At 30.3% G+C, this 19,622-nt stretch carries 14 protein-coding genes and 2 pseudogenes; 4 read left to right on the top strand and 12 right to left on the bottom strand.

Annotated features, from left to right (window positions below; genetic code table 11):
- Window positions 1-26 precede the first annotated feature (26 nt).
- Window positions 27-1,202, top strand: a complete 1,176-nt coding sequence (locus BM335_RS13600) for an acetyl-CoA C-acyltransferase (RefSeq protein ID WP_090229205.1) — start codon at window positions 27-29, stop codon at window positions 1,200-1,202.
- A gap of 9 nt (window positions 1,203-1,211) precedes the next feature.
- Window positions 1,212-1,982 (top strand): C40 family peptidase, encoded by a 771-nt coding sequence (locus BM335_RS13595; protein WP_090229202.1) that lies wholly within the window; start codon window positions 1,212-1,214, stop codon window positions 1,980-1,982.
- 46 nt (window positions 1,983-2,028) lie between these two features.
- Here the strand turns inward: BM335_RS13595 and BM335_RS13590 are convergent, their stop codons facing one another.
- Window positions 2,029-3,312: a tetratricopeptide repeat protein gene (locus BM335_RS13590; protein ID WP_090229199.1), complete on the bottom strand. Its 1,284-nt coding sequence runs from the start codon at window positions 3,310-3,312 to the stop codon at window positions 2,029-2,031.
- A gap of 30 nt (window positions 3,313-3,342) precedes the next feature.
- Window positions 3,343-5,865: a DNA gyrase subunit A gene (gene gyrA, locus BM335_RS13585; RefSeq protein ID WP_090229194.1), complete on the bottom strand. Its 2,523-nt coding sequence runs from the start codon at window positions 5,863-5,865 to the stop codon at window positions 3,343-3,345.
- 257 nt (window positions 5,866-6,122) lie between these two features.
- On the opposite strand from gyrA, the pseudogene BM335_RS16010 reads away from it, so the two are divergent.
- Window positions 6,123-6,254 (top strand): annotated as a pseudogene (locus BM335_RS16010) (Clp protease N-terminal domain-containing protein); the annotation flags it as partial.
- 414 nt (window positions 6,255-6,668) lie between these two features.
- Window positions 6,669-8,666 (top strand): annotated as a pseudogene (locus tag BM335_RS13580) (ATP-dependent Clp protease ATP-binding subunit); the annotation flags it as partial.
- A gap of 63 nt (window positions 8,667-8,729) precedes the next feature.
- Here BM335_RS13580 and BM335_RS13575 read toward each other — a convergent pair.
- From BM335_RS13575 to BM335_RS13530, 10 genes are all read right to left on the bottom strand, one after another.
- Complete coding sequence (locus BM335_RS13575) at window positions 8,730-9,680, bottom strand: glycosyltransferase family 2 protein (RefSeq protein WP_090229189.1); 951 nt, start codon at window positions 9,678-9,680, stop codon at window positions 8,730-8,732.
- 102 nt (window positions 9,681-9,782) lie between these two features.
- On the bottom strand, window positions 9,783-11,528 hold the full coding sequence (locus tag BM335_RS13570) for an acyl-CoA dehydrogenase family protein (protein WP_090229186.1): 1,746 nt from the start codon (window positions 11,526-11,528) through the stop codon (window positions 9,783-9,785).
- Window positions 11,529-11,588: 60 nt separating this feature from the next.
- On the bottom strand, window positions 11,589-12,608 hold the full coding sequence (locus BM335_RS13565; protein WP_090229182.1) for an electron transfer flavoprotein subunit alpha/FixB family protein: 1,020 nt from the start codon (window positions 12,606-12,608) through the stop codon (window positions 11,589-11,591).
- A gap of 26 nt (window positions 12,609-12,634) precedes the next feature.
- Window positions 12,635-13,510: an electron transfer flavoprotein subunit beta/FixA family protein gene (locus BM335_RS13560; RefSeq protein WP_090229440.1), complete on the bottom strand. Its 876-nt coding sequence runs from the start codon at window positions 13,508-13,510 to the stop codon at window positions 12,635-12,637.
- 166 nt (window positions 13,511-13,676) lie between these two features.
- Window positions 13,677-14,543 carry an enoyl-ACP reductase FabI gene (locus BM335_RS13555; protein WP_090229177.1) on the bottom strand — a complete coding sequence of 289 codons (867 nt, stop codon included), beginning with the start codon at window positions 14,541-14,543 and terminating at the stop codon, window positions 13,677-13,679.
- A gap of 52 nt (window positions 14,544-14,595) precedes the next feature.
- Window positions 14,596-16,248 carry a DNA repair protein RecN gene (gene recN / locus BM335_RS13550; RefSeq protein ID WP_090229172.1) on the bottom strand — a complete coding sequence of 551 codons (1,653 nt, stop codon included), beginning with the start codon at window positions 16,246-16,248 and terminating at the stop codon, window positions 14,596-14,598.
- Window positions 16,249-16,271: 23 nt separating this feature from the next.
- The gene (gene porD / locus BM335_RS13545) at window positions 16,272-17,159 is read right to left on the bottom strand and encodes a type IX secretion system protein PorD (protein ID WP_090229168.1); all 888 of its coding nucleotides are present in this window, start codon (window positions 17,157-17,159) and stop codon (window positions 16,272-16,274) included.
- Window positions 17,143-18,366, bottom strand: coding sequence for a bifunctional phosphopantothenoylcysteine decarboxylase/phosphopantothenate--cysteine ligase CoaBC (gene coaBC / locus BM335_RS13540; protein WP_090229163.1), 1,224 nt, complete (start codon window positions 18,364-18,366; stop codon window positions 17,143-17,145). The genes porD and coaBC overlap by 17 nt, the downstream gene beginning before the upstream one ends.
- Window positions 18,367-18,693 carry a DNA-directed RNA polymerase subunit omega gene (locus tag BM335_RS13535; RefSeq protein ID WP_090229158.1) on the bottom strand — a complete coding sequence of 109 codons (327 nt, stop codon included), beginning with the start codon at window positions 18,691-18,693 and terminating at the stop codon, window positions 18,367-18,369.
- The gene (locus BM335_RS13530) at window positions 18,683-19,510 is read right to left on the bottom strand and encodes an outer membrane protein assembly factor BamD (RefSeq protein WP_090229153.1); all 828 of its coding nucleotides are present in this window, start codon (window positions 19,508-19,510) and stop codon (window positions 18,683-18,685) included. The genes BM335_RS13535 and BM335_RS13530 overlap by 11 nt, the downstream gene beginning before the upstream one ends.
- Between the last annotated feature and the right edge of the window lie 112 nt (window positions 19,511-19,622).

Here is a 19,622-nt window from a genome sequence, read left to right as displayed (position 1 = left end):
ATTCGCAATTGAATTTAACCAAGTATATGAAAGAAGTAGTTATAGTATCCGTAGCCAGAACTCCTATTGGAAGCTTTTTAGGTAGCTTATCAAATATTTCAGCTACAAAATTAGGAGCAATAGCCATAAAAGGCGCTTTAAATAAAATAAATTTAAATCCAAATCTTGTTGATGAAGTTTACATGGGAAATGTTGTTTCTGCTGGGCTAGGACAAGCGCCAGCTAAACAAGCAGCTATATTTGCAGGAATTCCTAATACTGTTCCGTGTACAACTATCAATAAAGTTTGTTCATCAGGAATGAAAGCTATTATGTTAGCAACTCAAGCAATTAAATGTGGTGATGCCGAAATTGTTGTTGCTGGTGGAATGGAAAATATGAGTAGTATTCCACATTATATGGAAGGTAGAAAAGGTGCTAAACTTGGCAATATTACTTTAAAAGACGGCTTATTAGTTGATGGCTTAACTGATGTATATGATGGCCAACATATGGGAACTTGTGGCGATTTATGTGCTACTGAATATAGTTTTTCTAGAGAAGATCAAGATAATTTTGCTATTGAGTCTTACAAAAAATCTGCAAAGGCTTGGGAAAACGGAAATTTTAAAAATGAAGTTGTTCCAGTAGAAATTCCTCAAAGAAAAGGCGATCCAATTTTATTTTCTGAAGATGAAGAATACAAAAATGTAATTTTAGAAAAAATACCAACTTTACGACCTGTTTTTAGTAAAGATGGAACAGTTACAGCCGCAAATGCTTCTACACTAAATGATGGTGCTGCAGCTTTAGTTTTAATGAGTATTGAAAAAGCAACAGAATTAGGTTTAAAACCAATTGCAAAAATAAGAGGTTATGCCGATGCTGCACATGAACCTAAATGGTTTACAACAGCTCCAGCAAAAGCATTACCAAAAGCATTGTCAAATGCCGGTGTTAATCAAAATGAAATAGATTATTTTGAACTAAATGAAGCTTTTTCAGTTGTAGGTTTAGCTAATATTAAAATTTTAGGATTAAATCCTGACAAAGTAAATGTTAACGGCGGTGCAGTTTCTTTAGGACATCCATTAGGAATGTCTGGCGCAAGAATTGTAATTGCTTTAACATCTATATTAGAACAAAAAAATGCGAAACTTGGAGCAGCAGGAATTTGTAATGGCGGCGGCGGTGCAAGTGCAATTGTTATTGAACGAATGTAATTAAATTATATGCATTACGGAATTTGTAATTTAAGTATAATACCCTTAAGAATTGAACCAGATGATGCCAGTGAAATGGTTTCTCAATTATTATTTGGTGAACATTTTAAGGTGTTAGAAGTACGTAAAAATTGGAGTAAAATTAGAGTAGCTTTTGATAATTATGAAGGTTGGGTAGATAAAAAACAGTATGAAGAAATTTCAGAAGAATTATTTTTATCTATTGAAAGTTCTAGTACTATATTGTCTGCTGAAATTATTGATTTTGTAACTAAAACTGATCAAAGTTTTTTAACTATCCCTATTGGTTCGTGTTTGCCTTTTTATAGCAACCAACAATTAGTTATTAATACCACTAATTACCAATATGAAGGAAAAATATTTGATAAAAAATTAACCAAAAATTCCATTATTGAAATTGCTTATATTTTTTTAAATACCCCTTATTTATGGGGAGGAAAATCACCTTTTGGTATTGATTGCTCTGGTTTTACACAAATGGTTTATAAACTTTGTGGGTATAAATTATTACGTGACGCATCACAACAAGCAACACAGGGTGAAGTTTTAAGTTTTATAGAAGAAAGTGAACCTGGAGATTTAGCTTTTTTTGATAACAACGAAGGTACTATTACTCATGTTGGTATTATTATGAATGACAATTATATTATTCACGCACATGGCAAAGTTAGAATTGATAGAATTGATCATAGCGGAATATTTAATATTGATACTCAAAGACATTCTCATAAGCTGAGAGTTATTAAGAAAATAATATAAAAAAAAAGCTCACAAAATTGTGAGCTTTTTTTTTATATTATTTTAATTATTCGGCTTTTAACTCTTCATAAACAGCTTGCATCGCTTCAAGTTTTTCATTCATTCCAAGGTTTTCATATAACCCCATTAATGTTTGAACCACGCTTATACTAGATTTATTTAATTCAAAAGCTTTTTCGTAGTAAGGAACTGCTTTCCCGTAAATTTCAAATTGCTGCTTTTGTAATTTATCATATTTTGCAAAATCTGATAAACTTTTATTCATTTCATCAATAATAGGTGCAGCTTTATCAATAATTGCAGCTCCAATATTGTTATATGCATCACCATAATCTGGATTTAACTCAATTGCTTTTTCAAAATATTTGATGGCTTCATCTAAGTTTTTTTGATCCATGTTCATTACACCTACATTATAATATAAAGTAGGCTCAGTAGGATTCATTTCAATAGCCATTTCTAAACGCTCTTTAAATTTGGCATTATCCCCTAACTTGTAATAAATATTAGCTTCGTCAATTAATAATGAATAGCTTTTTGGAAATTCAACTCTACCTTTTGCAATATATTCTAATGCTTTATCCATCTCACCTAGGTCAGAATAATTTTGTGCTAAGTTTTTGAAAATCATTTCACGTCTAGATTCTTTAACTTCAACTCTTGGATTTTCAGCAATTCCTAACTTAACTTGTAAATCCATTGCTTTTTTATCTGGATAAGTAACATCTTGGCCATCAGCTTTATTTGTAGCAATATATTCTTCAGCAATACCAGTATAATTTAAATCTAAAAGTTGTTGGTATAAATCTCGAGAAGTAGCATAATCTTTACCAAAATAATAAACTAAAGCTGCATTGTCTAGATATACTGTGTCTGATTTACTCAACAAATAAACTTGATGAAATTGTTTTGCTGCTTTCTTAAAATCTTCAGGTTCTTTAGTTTCTAGTGCTAAAGTATAATCTTCAGTAGCCTTTGTTGCAATATCATTAACCATTTTACCAATTAAACTGTTAACTTCATCACTGTATTTATAAGAATTTATGCTTTTTTCAAAAGCAAGTAATTCATTAAATGCTGCTGCAGTTTTATTTACATCCATTTGTGGACCACCATTTTGATATAAAGCTAATCCTTTTATGTAATAAAATTTTGCTTTCAGTTTATCGTCTGCATTAGAAATTAAATTTTCAGCTTGCTGAATTGCAGATATTGCCGTATTAAAATCGTTTGATTTTATAGCTTTTTCGGCCGATTTTATTTCATCTTTCTGTCCGAAAATTGTCATGCTTATTAAAAAAACAGACAAAAATAATATTTGATTTTTCATTGTATTTGATTTATTCTTATTTATTCTTATTTATTCTTGATTTGTACTCTCATCATTATTGTTTTCAATTTCCGTGCCATTTTCCATTCCATCAATATTTTCTAAATCTTCATCATCTTCATGCGGTACTTTAGCTACTGCAGCAATTGAATCATTATCTTTAATATTAATCAGTTTCACACCTTGTGTTGCACGCCCCATAACTCTTAAATCTGTAACTGCTAAACGAATTGTAATACCTGATTTATTGATAATCATTAAATCGTCTTCATCTGTTACATTTTTAATAGCAACTAAATTTCCTGTTTTTTCTGTGATACTAATAGTTTTTACACCTTTACCTCCACGGTTTGTAATTCTATAATCTTCAATACTAGATTGTTTGCCATAACCATTTTCTGAAACCACAAGTATATTGCTACTTAAATCGTCAACAGCAATCATACCAATTACTTCATCTTTTTTATTGGCTAATTTAATTCCTCTAACACCTGAAGCATTTCTACCCATTGGCCGTGTTTTTTCTTCTTCAAAACGAATAGCTTTACCAGATTTTACAGCCAACATAATTTGACTTGTACCATTGGTTAATTTTGCTTCTAGCAACTCATCACCTTCTTTAATAGTAATAGCATTTATACCATTTGTACGTGGACGAGAATATTGCTCAAGCGGTGTTTTTTTAACTTGACCTTCTTTGGTAGCCATAATTATGTAGTGGTTGTTTACATAATCTTCATCTTTTAAATCTTCAGTAACAAGGAAAGCTTTTACTTTATCATCTTGTTCAATGTTAATTAAGTTTTGAATTGCTCTACCTTTAGAGTTTTTGCCTCCTTCTGGAATTTCATAAACGCGCATCCAAAATACTTTTCCTTTTTGAGTAAAAAACAGCATATATTGGTGGTTTGTTCCAACAAATAAATGCTCTAAGAAATCTTCATTTCTTGTTGCAACTCCTTTTTGGCCTCTACCTCCTCTATTTTGAACTTTATATTCATCTAGATTAGTACGTTTTACATATCCTGCATGAGAAATTGTAACAACCACATTTGAATTTGGAATCATATCTTCAATAGATAAATCTCCACCTGCATATTCAATTACCGATCTACGATCATCGCCATATTTATCTCTAACAGCTACTAATTCTTCTTTAATAATTTCGTAACGTCTTGGTTCATTTGCTAAAATATCTTTTAAATCAGCAATTAATTTAATAATATCTTCATATTCAGCACGTAATTTATCTTGCTCTAAACCAGTAAGTTGACGCAAACGCATTTCTACAATGGCTCTTGCTTGAATTTCAGTTAATTCAAAACGTGTCATCAAACTCTCTCTAGCTTCATCAGCATTTGAAGAAGCTCTAATTATTTTAATTACTTCATCAATATTATCACTTGCAATAATTAAACCTTCTAAAATATGCGCTCTGGCTTCAGCTTTTTTAAGTTCATATTCAGTTCTTCTAACAATTACTTCATGCCTGTGTTCAACAAAGTAATGAATTAATTGTTTTAGGTTTAATTGTTGTGGTCTACCTTTTACTAATGCAATATTGTTTACACTGAAAGACGTTTGTAACGCTGTGTATTTAAATAATTTATTAAGTACAATATTTGGAATTGCGTCACGCTTCAATATATACACAATACGCATTCCATTTCTATCCGACTCATCACGAATATTAGCAATACCTTCTAATTTTTTTTCGTTAACTAAATCAGCAGTTTTTTTAATCATTTCTGCCTTGTTAACTTGGTAAGGTATTTCGGTAACAATTATGCATTCTCTTCCTTGCACTTCTTCAATAGTAGCTTTTGCACGCATAACAATTCTACCTCTACCAGTTTCAAAAGCTTCTTTTACACCATCATATCCATAAATAATACCACCTGTTGGAAAATCTGGAGCTTTTATGTGCTGCATTAATTCAGAAATTTCAATATCTCTGTTATCAATATAAGCTAAAGTTCCATTAACAACTTCGGTTAAATTATGTGGCGCCATATTTGTTGCCATACCAACTGCAATTCCTGATGCTCCATTAACTAAAAGGTTTGGAATTCTGGTTGGTAAAACTGTAGGCTCATTTAAAGTATCATCAAAATTTAATTTGTGATCTACAGTATCTTTTTCAATATCAGATAACATTTCTTCTGATATTTTTTGCATACGCACCTCTGTATAACGCATTGCTGCTGGACTATCACCATCAACCGAACCAAAGTTACCTTGTCCATCAACCATCATATAACGCACACTCCAATCTTGTGCCATACGCACCATTGAGTCGTAAACAGATGTATCACCATGTGGGTGATATTTACCTAAAACTTCCCCTACAACTCTTGCTGATTTTTTATAAGATCCAGTAGCTTTAATTCCTAATTCATGCATACCATATAATACCCTTCTGTGTACTGGTTTTAAACCATCTCGAACATCAGGCAAAGCTCTTGAAACAATTACGGACATTGAGTAATCAATGTACGCAGATTTCATTTCATCTTCAATATTTATTGGTATCAGTTTTTCTCCGTCTGCCATATATTTTTAATTTATTTTAGTGTCTTTTTTTAACAAAGCAATATACAATTTTTCACTTTTTTACAAGTCAAATAGACGCTTGTTTTTTTAATATTTATCAACAACAAACAACTTATCTATATCATTCATAATTAACTGATTAACAACAAATTTAAGACCTAAAAAAATGTTAAAAAATTAAATTAATAAAAAGTGGACTTGTTTTTGTGCAAAAAAAAGAAAAAAATCAGTTAATTTTACCATATAAACTTAAAAAAATGGACGATAATTTTTCACCAAAGGTTAAAGATGTGATTGCATATAGCAAAGAGGAAGCCTTGCGTTTAGGACATGATTTTATAGGCACGGAACACCTTATGTTAGGCATTTTAAGAAAAGGAGAAGGAAAAGCAATAGAAATATTAAATTATTTAGAAATAAATTTAGATCATTTAAGAAAAAAAATTGAAGGCTTAAGTCCTGTAAATCCTAGTAGTGTATTTTCAAATGAAAAGAAAAACTTACACTTAACAAGACAAGCTGAAAAAGCATTAAAAACTACGTTTTTAGAAGCTAAATTATACCAAAGTGATGCTGTTAATACTGCGCATTTATTACTTTGTATTTTACGTAATGAAAACGACCCAACAACAAAGCTTATGCATAATTTTGATGCATCATACGAAGATGTAAAAAACGTATTTAAACAACTATTCTTAGAGGAAGAAATTGATTTACCGAAAGCTGAAAATTCATCAGATGATGATTTTGACTCACCAAAATCTAACCCTTTTGAACAATCTAAACCTGGAGAAAAAGCCCCTTTAAAGAAGTCAAAAACACCTGTTTTAGATAACTTTGGACGCGATTTAACACGTTTAGCCGAAGAAGGTAACTTAGATCCTGTTGTTGGTAGAAAAAAAGAAATAGAGCGCGTTTCTCAAATTTTAAGTAGAAGAAAAAAGAACAATCCAATGTTAATTGGTGAACCAGGTGTTGGTAAATCTGCCATAGCAGAAGGTTTGGCTTTAAGAATTATTCAACGTAAAGTTTCAAGAATACTTTTTAACAAACGTATTGTTTCTTTAGATTTAGCAAGTTTGGTTGCTGGCACAAAATACCGTGGACAATTTGAAGAGCGTATGAAAGCCCTAATGAATGAACTTGAAAAAAATGATGATATTATTTTATTTATTGATGAAATTCATACCATTGTTGGAGCTGGTGGTGCTACAGGATCTTTAGACGCTTCTAATATGTTAAAACCTGCTTTAGCTAGAGGCGAAATACAATGTATTGGAGCTACAACTTTAGATGAATTTAGAACTAATATTGAAAAAGATGGTGCTTTAGAACGTAGATTTCAAAAAGTGTTAGTAGAACCAACAAACGTTGAAGAAACTATTCAAATTTTAAATAATATTAAAGATAAATACGAAGATCATCACAATGTAACTTATACTGATGAAGCTATTGAAGCTTGTGTAAAATTAACCAGCAGATACATGACGGATCGTTTTTTACCAGATAAAGCAATTGATGCATTAGATGAAGCTGGCTCAAGAATTCATATTACAAACATTATTGTTCCAAAAGAAGTGTTAAACCTTGAGGCACAATTAGAAAAAATTAAAGAAGATAAAACTGCAGCTGTAAACGGTCAAAAATATGAAGAAGCGGCTCGTTTACGTGATGATGAAAAACGTGTTGAAGGATTACTTCAAACTGAACAAAAAAAGTGGGAAGAAGCTTCAAAATTAAATCGTGAAACCGTTACTGAAGATAATGTTGCTGAAGTAGTTTCCATGATGACAGGAATTCCTGTAAATAGAGTTGCTGAAGCTGAAACCAAACGTTTAAATGAGTTGCCAATTTTAATTAAAGGAAAAGTTATTGGGCAAGATGATGCTGTTTCTAAAGTTGTTAAAGCAATTCAACGTAACAGAGTTGGTTTAAAAGACCCAAACAAACCAATTGGCTCATTTATATTTTTAGGTCAAACTGGTGTTGGAAAAACGCAATTAGCTAAAGTATTAGCACGTGAATTATTTGACAGCGAAGATTCGCTTGTTAGAATTGATATGAGTGAGTATATGGAAAAATTTGCCATTTCTCGTTTAATTGGAGCACCTCCTGGGTACGTTGGTTATGAAGAAGGTGGACAATTGACTGAAAAAATTAGACGCAAACCGTATGCCGTTGTTTTATTAGATGAAATTGAAAAAGCGCATCCTGACGTTTTTAATATGTTACTACAAATTTTGGATGATGGACATATTACAGACAGTTTAGGAAGACGCATTGATTTTAGAAATACCATTATTATTATGACTTCTAACATTGGTTCACGTCAACTAAAAGATTTTGGCGCTGGTGTTGGTTTTGGAACCGCTTCTAAAACAGCTCAAGCTGATGCAAATGCCAAAAGTGTGATAGAAAACGCACTTAAAAAATCTTTTGCACCAGAATTTTTAAATAGAATTGATGATGTAATTGTATTTAACGCTTTAGAGCGCGAAGATATTCATTCCATTATTGATATTGAATTGAAAAAATTAGTAACTCGTATTGAAGGATTGGGTTATAAATTAAATCTTTCTGAAGAAGCAAAAGATTACATAGCTGACAAAGGATTTGATAAACAATATGGAGCAAGACCTTTAAAACGTGCTATTCAAAAATATATTGAAGATGCCTTGGCAGAAGAAATTGTAAATTCTTCGCTAAAAGAAGGTGATGCTATAAACATGGATTTAGATAAAGAAAAAAATGAACTTACTATTAAAATTAGTAAGGGAAAAGGGAAAGATAAAGTTGAATAAAATTCGTTATTAACTTTTAAAAAACTGATTGAAATTTAAAATTTTAGTCAGTTTTTTTTTAATTTAATTTGAAACAATTCCTTTCAAAAAACCAAAACCATAACCCGTAAATTGAATTAGAGTAGTAAGTATACTTAAAAAAGCAACTTTAATACTTTTATTTTTCAGTATAGAATCAACAAAAATTATTATAAAATACACAGCATAAAACCATATAAAATAGGGAAAATTAAATATATAGATTAACACTGAAAACAAAAAACCAACAATAAAAATAGAAGGAAACCAATAGGTGATTTTCGCTGTTCCAGGATATTTTTTATTTAAAAATGGTCTACCTTTTCCAAACGCAAATGTTTGTTTAAAAAATTGCTGAAATGTTGCTCTACGTTTATGGTACACAAAAGCATTTTCAATAAACTGGGTTTCAAAATTGTGTTCCCAAAGCCTAAAAGTTAAATCAATATCTTCACCAATTTTCATTTTAGAAAATCCATTAGTAACTTCAAAAGCTTTTTTTGAAATCCCCAAATTAAAACTACGAGGCTGAAATTTATCAACTGCTTTTTTATTCCCTCTAATTCCTCCAGTAGTAAAAAAGGAAGTCATACTATAATTTATAGCTTTTTGAATATCTGTAAAAGAAGTATGAGCAGCATCTGCTCCGCCGAAAGCATCGGTAAAATTTTTAGTTAAAGCATTTTCAACCTCCACTAAATAGTTTGGCGGAATAACACAATCTGAATCAAAAATTATAAAGTAATTTCCCATAGCATGTTGCATTCCAAAATTTCTGCTTGCTCCAGCTCCCGTATTATTTTTTAAAAAATATTGAATAGTTAATTTATTCGAGAAATTTTCAACAATTTCTTTTGAAGTATTTTCTGATCCATCTTCAACTACTATAATTTCAAAACCCTTTGAATACGTTTGTTTTGACAAACTAGCTAATAATTCCTCAATTTCTTGAGGACGATTATAAACTGGAATAATGATTGAAAAATGTAGCTCCACAAATAATTTTTAAGAATTCAAATTTACTGTATTTTATATAAAACAAAAAGCTGTTTGAAGTTAAGTTTTCAAACAGCTTTTTTAACTTGTAGATTTGTTTTTTTATACTTCCTCTAATTCTTCAGCAGCTTTTAAAATTTCAACTTGCGTTAATTTATACAACTCTAAGTTTTCAATTTCAAAATTATCAATATAATCAAACTTTTCATTATTTTCAGAGCTTACTAAATTCACATAAAGTTTCGCTGATTTGCTAAATTTTTCATCACGCTGACTGTTTAAAAGCAACAAATAACCCATAATAATATTTCCAGCCATTTCTACTAAACGTCTTGCATGAAAATCTAAATACTCGGTATTATTAGTTTCTATTACTTTTTTACCAATAATATCAAATTTGGCAGTCATTTTTTGAAGTTTTGTTCTAGTTGGACTGTCTTCTAAAATTTCGCTGTCATACTGTATAATTTGTTCTAAAAACACTTCAGTAGTTACACCTTTTATAGCTGCAACTGCTTGTAATTGAGTTGTTCCTTCATAAATTGAAGTAATTCTGGCATCTCTATAAATTCGTTCAATTGGGAAATCCTGCATAAAACCGGTTCCTCCGTGAATTTGTAAAGAATCATAAGCCATTCTATTACAAGCTTCACTGGCAATTAATTTAATTAATGGCGTAAAAACATTGGCTAATTTTGAATAATGCTTCATTTCAGTGCGCTCTTCACTTTCTAAACTTCGTGCACTTGAAACATCTTCATATACTTTAAAAATATCAACAAATCTGGTAGTTTCATACAATAAAGAACGAAGCGCATCCAATTTTACTTTCATATTAGTAAGCATTTCATACACTGCTGGAAATTTTACAATAAATTTTCCAAACTGTGCTCTTTCTTCAGCATATTTTAAAGCTTCTCTATATGCAGCATCTGCAATACCAACAGATTGTGCACCTACACCTAAACGTGCAGAGTTCATTAATGCCATTACATATTTTATCAGTCCAAAACGTTCTTTCCCAACCAATTCTGCTGGTGCATTTTTAAATACCAATTCACAAGTTGGTGAACCTTTTATACCTAATTTTTTTTCTAAATGACGTACTTCAACTGCGTGGTCATTTCTATCATAAATAAACATAGATAATCCTCGAGCATCTGTTGTATTTTCTTCAGAACGTGCTAAAACTAACGAAATGTCTGCATCACCATTGGTAATAAAACGCTTTACTCCGTTTAAAAACCACTTATTTTTTTCTTTATCAAAAGTTGCTTTTAATTTTACAGATTGTAAATCAGATCCTGCATCAGGTTCTGTTAAAACCATTGCTGCAGTTGCTCCATCTCTGTTAAAACGCGGCAAATATTTTTCTCGTTGTTCTTCACTACCAAATTCGTAAATTGTTTCGGCACAATCTTGTAATCCCCAAATATTTGCAAAACCGGCATCGGCTCTAGCAACCATTTCTGCAGCCATTACATATGGTAATAAAGGAAAATTTAATCCGCCATATTTCCTAGGAAGTGACATTCCAATTAAACCCGCATCGTATAAAGCTTTATAATCTGCAGTAGTTCCTTTTGCGTAAATAACCTCGTTATTTTCAATATGCGGACCTTCAATATCCACACCTTCTGCATTTACTGAAATAGTATCAGCACAAATTTCACCAACAATTTCTAATATTTTTTCATAAGTATCAATAGCATCTTCGTGGTTTAAAGGAGCATAATCATAAGTTTCTGATTCTTCAAAATTGCGCTCTTTTAGTTTCACTATTTTTTTTACTATTGGATGCTCTAAATGAAATTTAAAATCTGGCGTATCATTAAAAAAATTATCCATTTTCTATATTTTTATTTGCTTCAACAAAATAAGATTTTGCCAAAACAATATTGTTTTTAATTATTTTGCGTTTTGTTTATAAAACTTAATCATTTTAGGAACTACAACTCCTAAATCACCATGAATTACATAATCTGCTATTTTATTTATTGGTGCATCTGGATCATTATTGATGGAAATAATCATGGATGCATCTTGCATTCCAGCAGTATGTTGAATTGCACCTGAAATACCCGCAGCAATGTATAATTTTGGACGAACAGTTGTACCCGTTTGACCAATTTGACGGTTGTGTTCAATAAAACCTGCATCAACAGCTGCTCTAGAGCCTCCAACTTCTCCGCCTAATAATTGCGCAAGCTCTACCAACAAATCAAAATTTTCTCTTGAGCCCACACCATAACCACCAGCAACAATAATTGGTGCATCTTTTAAATTTACACCAGATTCTTTTATTTGTCGGTCAATTATTTTTACAACAAAATCTTCTTCTTTTAATACGGCATTTACATCAACCTCAACAATTTCAGTTGCATAATGTTCATCAAAAATTTCTTTTTTCATAACACCTTCGCGCACTGTTGCCATTTGTGGATGCATATCCCAATTTATAATATTTGCCATAATACTTCCTCCAAACGCTGGGCGAATTGCATACAGTAAATCTTTATATTCTTTTTTCTCTTTTTTAACCAAATGATCTCCAATATCTAAAATTGTACAATCCGCTGTTAATCCACAATTTAACACCGATGCTAATCTTGGCGCTAAATCTCTACCAACTGAAGTTGCTCCGAATAAAACAATTTGCGGATCTTCTTCTTTTAATATTTTTGATGCCAACGCTGCGTGAGGTAGTGTTCTGTAAGGTTCTAACCTCATGCTGTTTCCCACAAATAATCTATCAACACCAAACGGAGCAATTTGATTTTCTATGCCATTTAAACTTGAGCCAAAAATCATAGCTTCTAAAGGACAACCCAATTTTTGAGCTAAGCGTTTTCCAGCTGATAATAATTCTTGACTTATATCTGCGACTTTTTGATTTTCAACTTCGCAATATACCATTACACTTTTCATACTTTTAACTTTTAAAATTATACAAATTACCCAATGGTATGATGTTCAATTAATTCTTTAATCATCATTTCAATATCAGCATCAGAATCATTTAATAATTTAGCTTCGTTGGCTGTTAAAACAATATTTTCTACACTTTTTACTTTTGTTGGCGAACCAGAAAGGCCTATTTTTTCAACATCGGCATTTATATCTTCAACATTCCATTCTGGAATAGTTAAGTGTGGTCTTTTAGTGTGTAAATCAATCATAAATTCATCCGCAGATCTTAATTCTGTAGCAGATCTTGCGTATTTATATTTCATTACTCTTTTTGCATGTCTAGATCTACAAGCAGGTGATGATCCATGAACCGTCATTAAACAAGGAAAAGGTGCCGAAACAACTTCAATCCCTTTTTCTAATCTTCTTCTAGCTATAATTTCATCTTCTTTTATTTCTAAAATTTCTTCAACATAGGTTACTTGTGGAAGGTTTAATTTATCGGCGCATTGCGGTCCAACTTGTGCAGTATCACCATCAATAGCTTGTCTACCACCAACAATTAAATCAAATGGGGCAAGTTTTTCAATTCCTTTTGCTAAGGTGTAACTTGTTGCTAAAGTATCAGCACCTCCAAATCTTCTATCAGAAATCATTACTCCAAAATCTACACCTCTGTAATAACCTTCTCTAATAATATCGGCAGCTTTTGGCGGTCCCATGGTTAGTATGGTTATTTCGGTTCCTGGAATTCTATCTTTTATGTTTAAAGCAAGTTCTAAGGCATGTAAATCATCTGGATTAAAAACAGTTGAAAGTTTACCTCTATTAACAGTACCGTCAGGCTTCATTGCATCCGGACCAACGTGTCTTGTGTCTGGAACCTGCTTGGCGAGTACTACAATTTTAAGTGGTCTCATATTTAAATATTTGGTTGTATTAGTATTAAACATCTAAATTTATAGGAATTTCTTCACTCAAACCATGATAATACTCATACTTCTAAAATTTAACTTTTAAAAAAAGGCATAAAAAAAGCGAAGATTTTAAAATCTTCGCTTTTTAAATATTTAAAAGTACTAAATACTATTTTTTATCACTTTTTTTCGATTCTTCTATAACATCTTCTTTAGTAGGTTCATAGCTATTCATAAAACCTTCCATAATAGCAGTACTTACGCCCATATTTGAGAATCCTCCATCGTGAAATAAATTTTGAAGTGTTACTTTTTTAGTTAAATCTGAGAATAAACTAATAGTATAATCTGCACATTCCAAAGCTGTTGCATTACCTAGTGGCGACATTTTTTCTGCATAAGCAATAAATCCATCAAAACCTTTAACACCGCTACCTGCAGTAGTTGGTGTTGGCGATTGAGAAATAGTATTTACTCTTACTTTTTTATCACGACCAAAGAAATAGCCAAAGCTACGCGCTACAGATTCTAAATATGCTTTATTATCTGCCATATCATTATAATCTGGAAAAACTCTTTGAGCTGCCATATAAGATAAAGCAACTATACTTCCCCACTCGTTCATTGCGTCTTTTTTATATAAAACGCTCATTACTCTATGGAAAGATAATGCAGAAACATCAAATCCTGTCTTTGTAAAATTATAATCTTGTAATGTATAATGATTTCCTCTACGAACATTTACAGACATTCCAATTGAATGTAATACAAAATCAATTTTTCCGCCTAAAATTTTCATTGCTCCATCTACTAAATCTTCCAAATCCATTATTGAAGTTGCATCGGCTGGTATAATTTCAGAGCCAGTTTTTTCTGCTAATTCAGTAATTGATCCAAGTCTCATTGCAACGGGTGCATTTGTTAAAACAAATTTTGCTCCTTCTTCATGCGCTCTTTCAGCAACTTTCCAAGCAATTGATTTAGAATCTAACGCTCCAAAAATAATTCCTTTTTTTCCTTTCAGTAAATTATACATAGTGTATTTGTTTTGATTTATTTTTTATTTAGTCAGCAAATATAGTAATTTCTTAATTTAAAAGTTGCTTTGCATGTTCAATAGCTGTAGAAGTAATATTTTTACCTCCTAACATTTCAGCAATTTCCTCAACTCGCTCATTCTCTGACAATTCTTTTAATTGAGTAACAATATTGTTATTAATATCTTCTTTATAAACTTTATAATGTTGCTTTCCTTTTGCTGCAATTTGCGGTAAATGCGTTATTGTAATTACTTGCATATTAGCACTCATTTGCTGCATTATATCAGCCATTTTTTGAGATACATCTCCAGAAACTCCAGTATCAATTTCATCAAAAATAATGGTTGGCAACTTTAAATATTCTGATAAAATAGATTTGACAATTAGCATTATTCTAGACATTTCTCCTCCTGAAGCAACTTTTTTTAATTCTCCAAAATTAGCACCCTTATTAGCAGAAATTAAAAGTTGTAATTCATCTTTACCATTTTGATAATACTGTTTACTGTGATTAATTTTTATGGAGAATCGAGTATTTTCCATTCCCAAATTGGCTAAAGAAGCTTCTAATTTTTTAATTAAAACCGGAATTGCTTTTTCCCTTTCTAAAAATATTATTTTGGCTAAAATATCAATTTTTTCAGCAACATCTTTAACTTCTTTTTCTTTGGCTTTAATTGTTGATGATGAATTTTCAACCGCATCAACTTTTACTGATAATTGTTCTTGAATTTCTAGTAATTCAGCAATGGTTTTAACATTGTGCTTTTTTTGAAGATTGTAAATCAATTGTAATCTATCATTTAACTTCTCTAATTCAGAAGCATCAAAATCTACATTTTCATTTAAATTTTCTATTTCTGAAGCAATATCATCAAATTCAATTTTTACAGCTACTATTCTATCATACAACTCCTTATATTCAGAAGCATACGAAGCTATTTTATTTAAATTTTGTGTAAAAGCAATTAATAAGGCTTGTACACCAACTTCTTCATTTAAACCAATTGCCTGCGCTTCAGAAAGATTTAATTTTATTTCTTCAATATTGTTAAGCTTATCTAAATTTTGCTCAATTACTTCCTGTTCATCTGCAACAAAATTTGCTAAACTTAATTCTTTATAAAGGTGTAAATTATATTCGTATTGCTCTTTGGCAACTTCCTGATCTTTTTTAAGCTTACTTAATTCCTTATTTAATTTGTTAAATAAAACCAAACCTCTTTTATACGATTCAATTTTTGCGGAATTATTTGCCAGAGCATCAATAATATGAAATTGAAAATTTACATCTGCCAATTCTAATGTTTGATGTTGTGAATGCACATCAATAAGTAATTCGCTTAAGGCTAATAAAAGTTGTAATGTTGTTGGCGTATCGTTTATAAAAGCTCTTGATTTTCCGTTTGGTAAAATTTCTCTACGGATAATGGTTTCCTTTTCAAAATCAATATCATTTTCTGCAAAAAATGATTCTAATTTATAATTTCCAATGGAAAATTGGGCTTCAATAACACATTTATTATTAGTATCTTTTAATGTTGTGGAATCGGCTCTTTTACCTAATACCAAACCCAAAGCACCTAATAAAATAGATTTACCAGCACCTGTTTCTCCAGTAATAATTGATAAATTATCTTTGAAATTAACTGAAAGATTTTCAATTAGAGCGTAATTTTTTATGGAAAGATTTGTAAGCACTTGTATTTAAAATTTTAAGCAATTTACTTAATTTCATTCCACTTCGCAGCATTTACTGGCGAAATTTTTATGAGGTTTTCTTTTAATTTATAAGTATCATATTTTGGACCATCAGAAAAAATATTTACAATTTCATCAGCTTTTGAGTCCATAAATATTCTTAATAAAAATGCATTTGGTCTTGAATCATAAATAGATTTTAAAATTAAAATGCTTTCACCTATATTTTCTTTCGCATTTTTAGTTTCTGTACTTAAAATATCTAATCCATTTCTATGATATTTATACATAACATTTCTAAACATACTATAGGTTGGTGAAATAATATTATCAATTAAAGTAAATCTTGTTTTAGATCCATCATTCTGATTCCAGCCAGAATAACCGCTTTGTTGTGCTTGCACAAGCACATTTTGCGCCATTGTAAAATATGTTGAACCTCCATCTAACATAAAGGTATCTGCATCCATTCCTAAAATAATATAAGTATAAAAAGTAACCATTGAAACTAAATTAGATTCGAATGAATTTTGATTGAATTGTAGTGGTTCAAACTCAGTATATTGAAAAGAGAAGTTGTCATCTTTAAAATTGAAAACTGGAGTTAAATATGTTGTATTATAAACTGGACGTGAAGATTGTATTTGAATGTGTCCTCTAAAATCAGTTCCTGTTTGTTCTAAAATGGTAAGGGTTAAATTACAATTTATACGTTCTTGAGGTTTGTAATTATAGTTTGTCCAGCGCTTTTGATTGACAAATTCATTTAATGAATTTTCGAGCGTTTTAAAAATTTGCTTATTAGATCCAGGAATTTTATCTGCATTCACAGTAACTGTACAATTTAACTCTTGTGCATTTAATTGTAATACCGAAAAAAAAATAAAAATAATTTTAATTACTTTCAACATACTGTTTCTTTAATATTTCATTAAAAATATCTTTAGCAACCTCTGCTTTAGATTTTAAACTAAATTCAGAAATATTTTCAATTTTATCAATAATAGTTACTTTATTAGTTTCTTTTTTAAAACCAGCACCATTGTCATTTAACGAATTTAAAACAATTAAATCTAAATTCTTTGTCTTTAATTTAGTTTTAGCATTTTCTATTTCATTTTCAGTTTCCAACGCAAAACCAACTAAAAATTGATTTTCTTTACTTTTCCCTAATGATGATAAAATATCACGTGTTTTAACCAACTCTATTGAAATAGTTTCTGTTGATTTTTTAATTTTATTATTGGCAACAACTTTTGGTTTATAATCTGCAACTGCCGCTGAACAAATAGCAATATGTGAAGTTTTATAATATTTATGAACTTCATTATACATTTCTTCAGCACTTACAACATTAATTCTATGAATTAAGTTATTGCTAACTTTTTCATTAGATGGACCCGTTATTAAAAAAACTTCAGCACCCAAATTTGCAGCAGTTTTAGCCAATTCAAAACCCATTTTACCTGACGAATGATTTCCTATAAAACGTACAGGATCTATTGCTTCGTATGTTGGACCAGCAGTTATTAATACTTTCTTTTCGAATAATGGTAATCCTTTTAAAAGATTATTCTCAATAAAAGCAACTATATTTTCTGGCTCTTCCATTCTGCCTTCACCTTCTAAACCACTTGCTAAAAAACCAGTTGATGGCGGTATAAAAATATTTCCAAAACTCTGTAATTTTTCAATACTTTGTTTGGTTGTTGGGTGTTGATACATATCCAAATCCATTGCAGGAGCAAAATAAACAGAGCTTTTTGCTGATAAATATGTGGCTAACAATAAATTATCGCAAACTCCATTTGCCATTTTAGATAAGGTATTTGCAGTTGCTGGTGCAATCACCATTAAATCTGCCCATAAACCTAATTCAACATGGCTATTCCATTCTTCATTTTCATTGTCTCCTTTTTCAAAAAAGGTTGAATAAACAGGATTTTGGGAAAGTGTAGCTAATGTTAATGGTGTAACAAAATCTTTAGAAGCAGGTGTCATAACTACTTTTACGTTTGCACCTGCTTTTATAAAAAGTCTAACTAAATGCGCAGTTTTATAAGCAGCAATACCAGCAGTTACTCCTAATAGTATATTTTTACCGCTTAAAACAGTCATTTATTTTTGATTTTCTTCTGGATTTCTATAATAAATTTTACCTTCTAACCATTCTTGTACTGCAATTGCAGTTGGTTTAGGTAACTTTTCGTAAAATTTTGAAACCTCTATTTGTTCTTTATTTTCAAAAACCTCATCTAAACTATCAGTATACGTAGCAAATTCTTCTAATTTTTCAATTAGTTCATTTTTTAAATCTCCATTTATTTGCTGCGCTCTTTTAGCTATAATTGTAATAGCCTCATAAATGTTGTCTGTTGGAGCCTCAATCTTATTTTTATCATAAGTTATTGTAGTTGAAGCTGCCTTTGTGTTTTTATATTCCATTAGTTTGAGTTTTAATATCTGGCAAAGAGTTTAACTCTTCATTTAAATTTATTACTAATTTTTCTGTTTCTTTTAAATATTCAGAATCTGGGAAGTTTCTTTTAAACTTTTCGTGTGCTTTAATCGCATCTTTTAATCTTGACTCTTTCTTTAAAATATAACTATTTATTCCCAATTCATAAGAGGCTTTAAACTTAAAATATAAAGCTTCTTCTTTATAAGAGGTTCCTAAGTAATCTGCTAATAAATTATCAAACGCTGCAATTGCAGAAATGTAATCTTCTGTATGATAATATTGTTTTGCAATTTCAAAATATTTTTTTTCTAATTTATGTGTTAGTTCTTTAATATTTTTATTTGCAGCTGCTGTATGTTCAGATTCTGGAAACTTATATATAAAATTTTGCAATGCATTAATAGCTTCGTGTGTATCTTTTTGATCTAAACTATAAACTGGCGAAGCTAAATAATAACTATGTGCAGATAAATATTCTGCTTCTTCTAATTTTGAACTTTTTGGATAATTTTTAACAAATTTATCAAAATAATAAGCTGCTAAACTATACTGCTTTGTATTGTAGTGCGCCTGTGCAACCATGTATTGAATACGCTCCATTTGAGGTTTCCCTCTGTAACTTGGCGTAATTTTCTCAAATAATTGAATTGCTTTATTGTACTTTTGAGATTCGTATAATTCTGTTGCCATTTTATACTGGTCTTCTACTGTACCTTTATTCAATACTTTCTGATATTCACTACAAGATGAAAAACCTATAGCGACTAATAAAATGAAAATGAAAATTTTATTTTTTTGCATTTGGCAAAATTAGTTATTTAATATGGATTATTAAAATGATTTTTTTACATCAATAATTCACAAAAATAACTCGCTTTTACAATATATGTAGCTTAACAATCTTAATTGTTTG

The organism is Lutibacter maritimus (assembly GCF_900116115.1).
GTDB classification, from domain to species: domain Bacteria; phylum Bacteroidota; class Bacteroidia; order Flavobacteriales; family Flavobacteriaceae; genus Lutibacter; species Lutibacter maritimus.
Note: the sequence above shows the minus strand (reverse complement) of the source record. Positions and strands in the feature narration are given on the sequence as shown.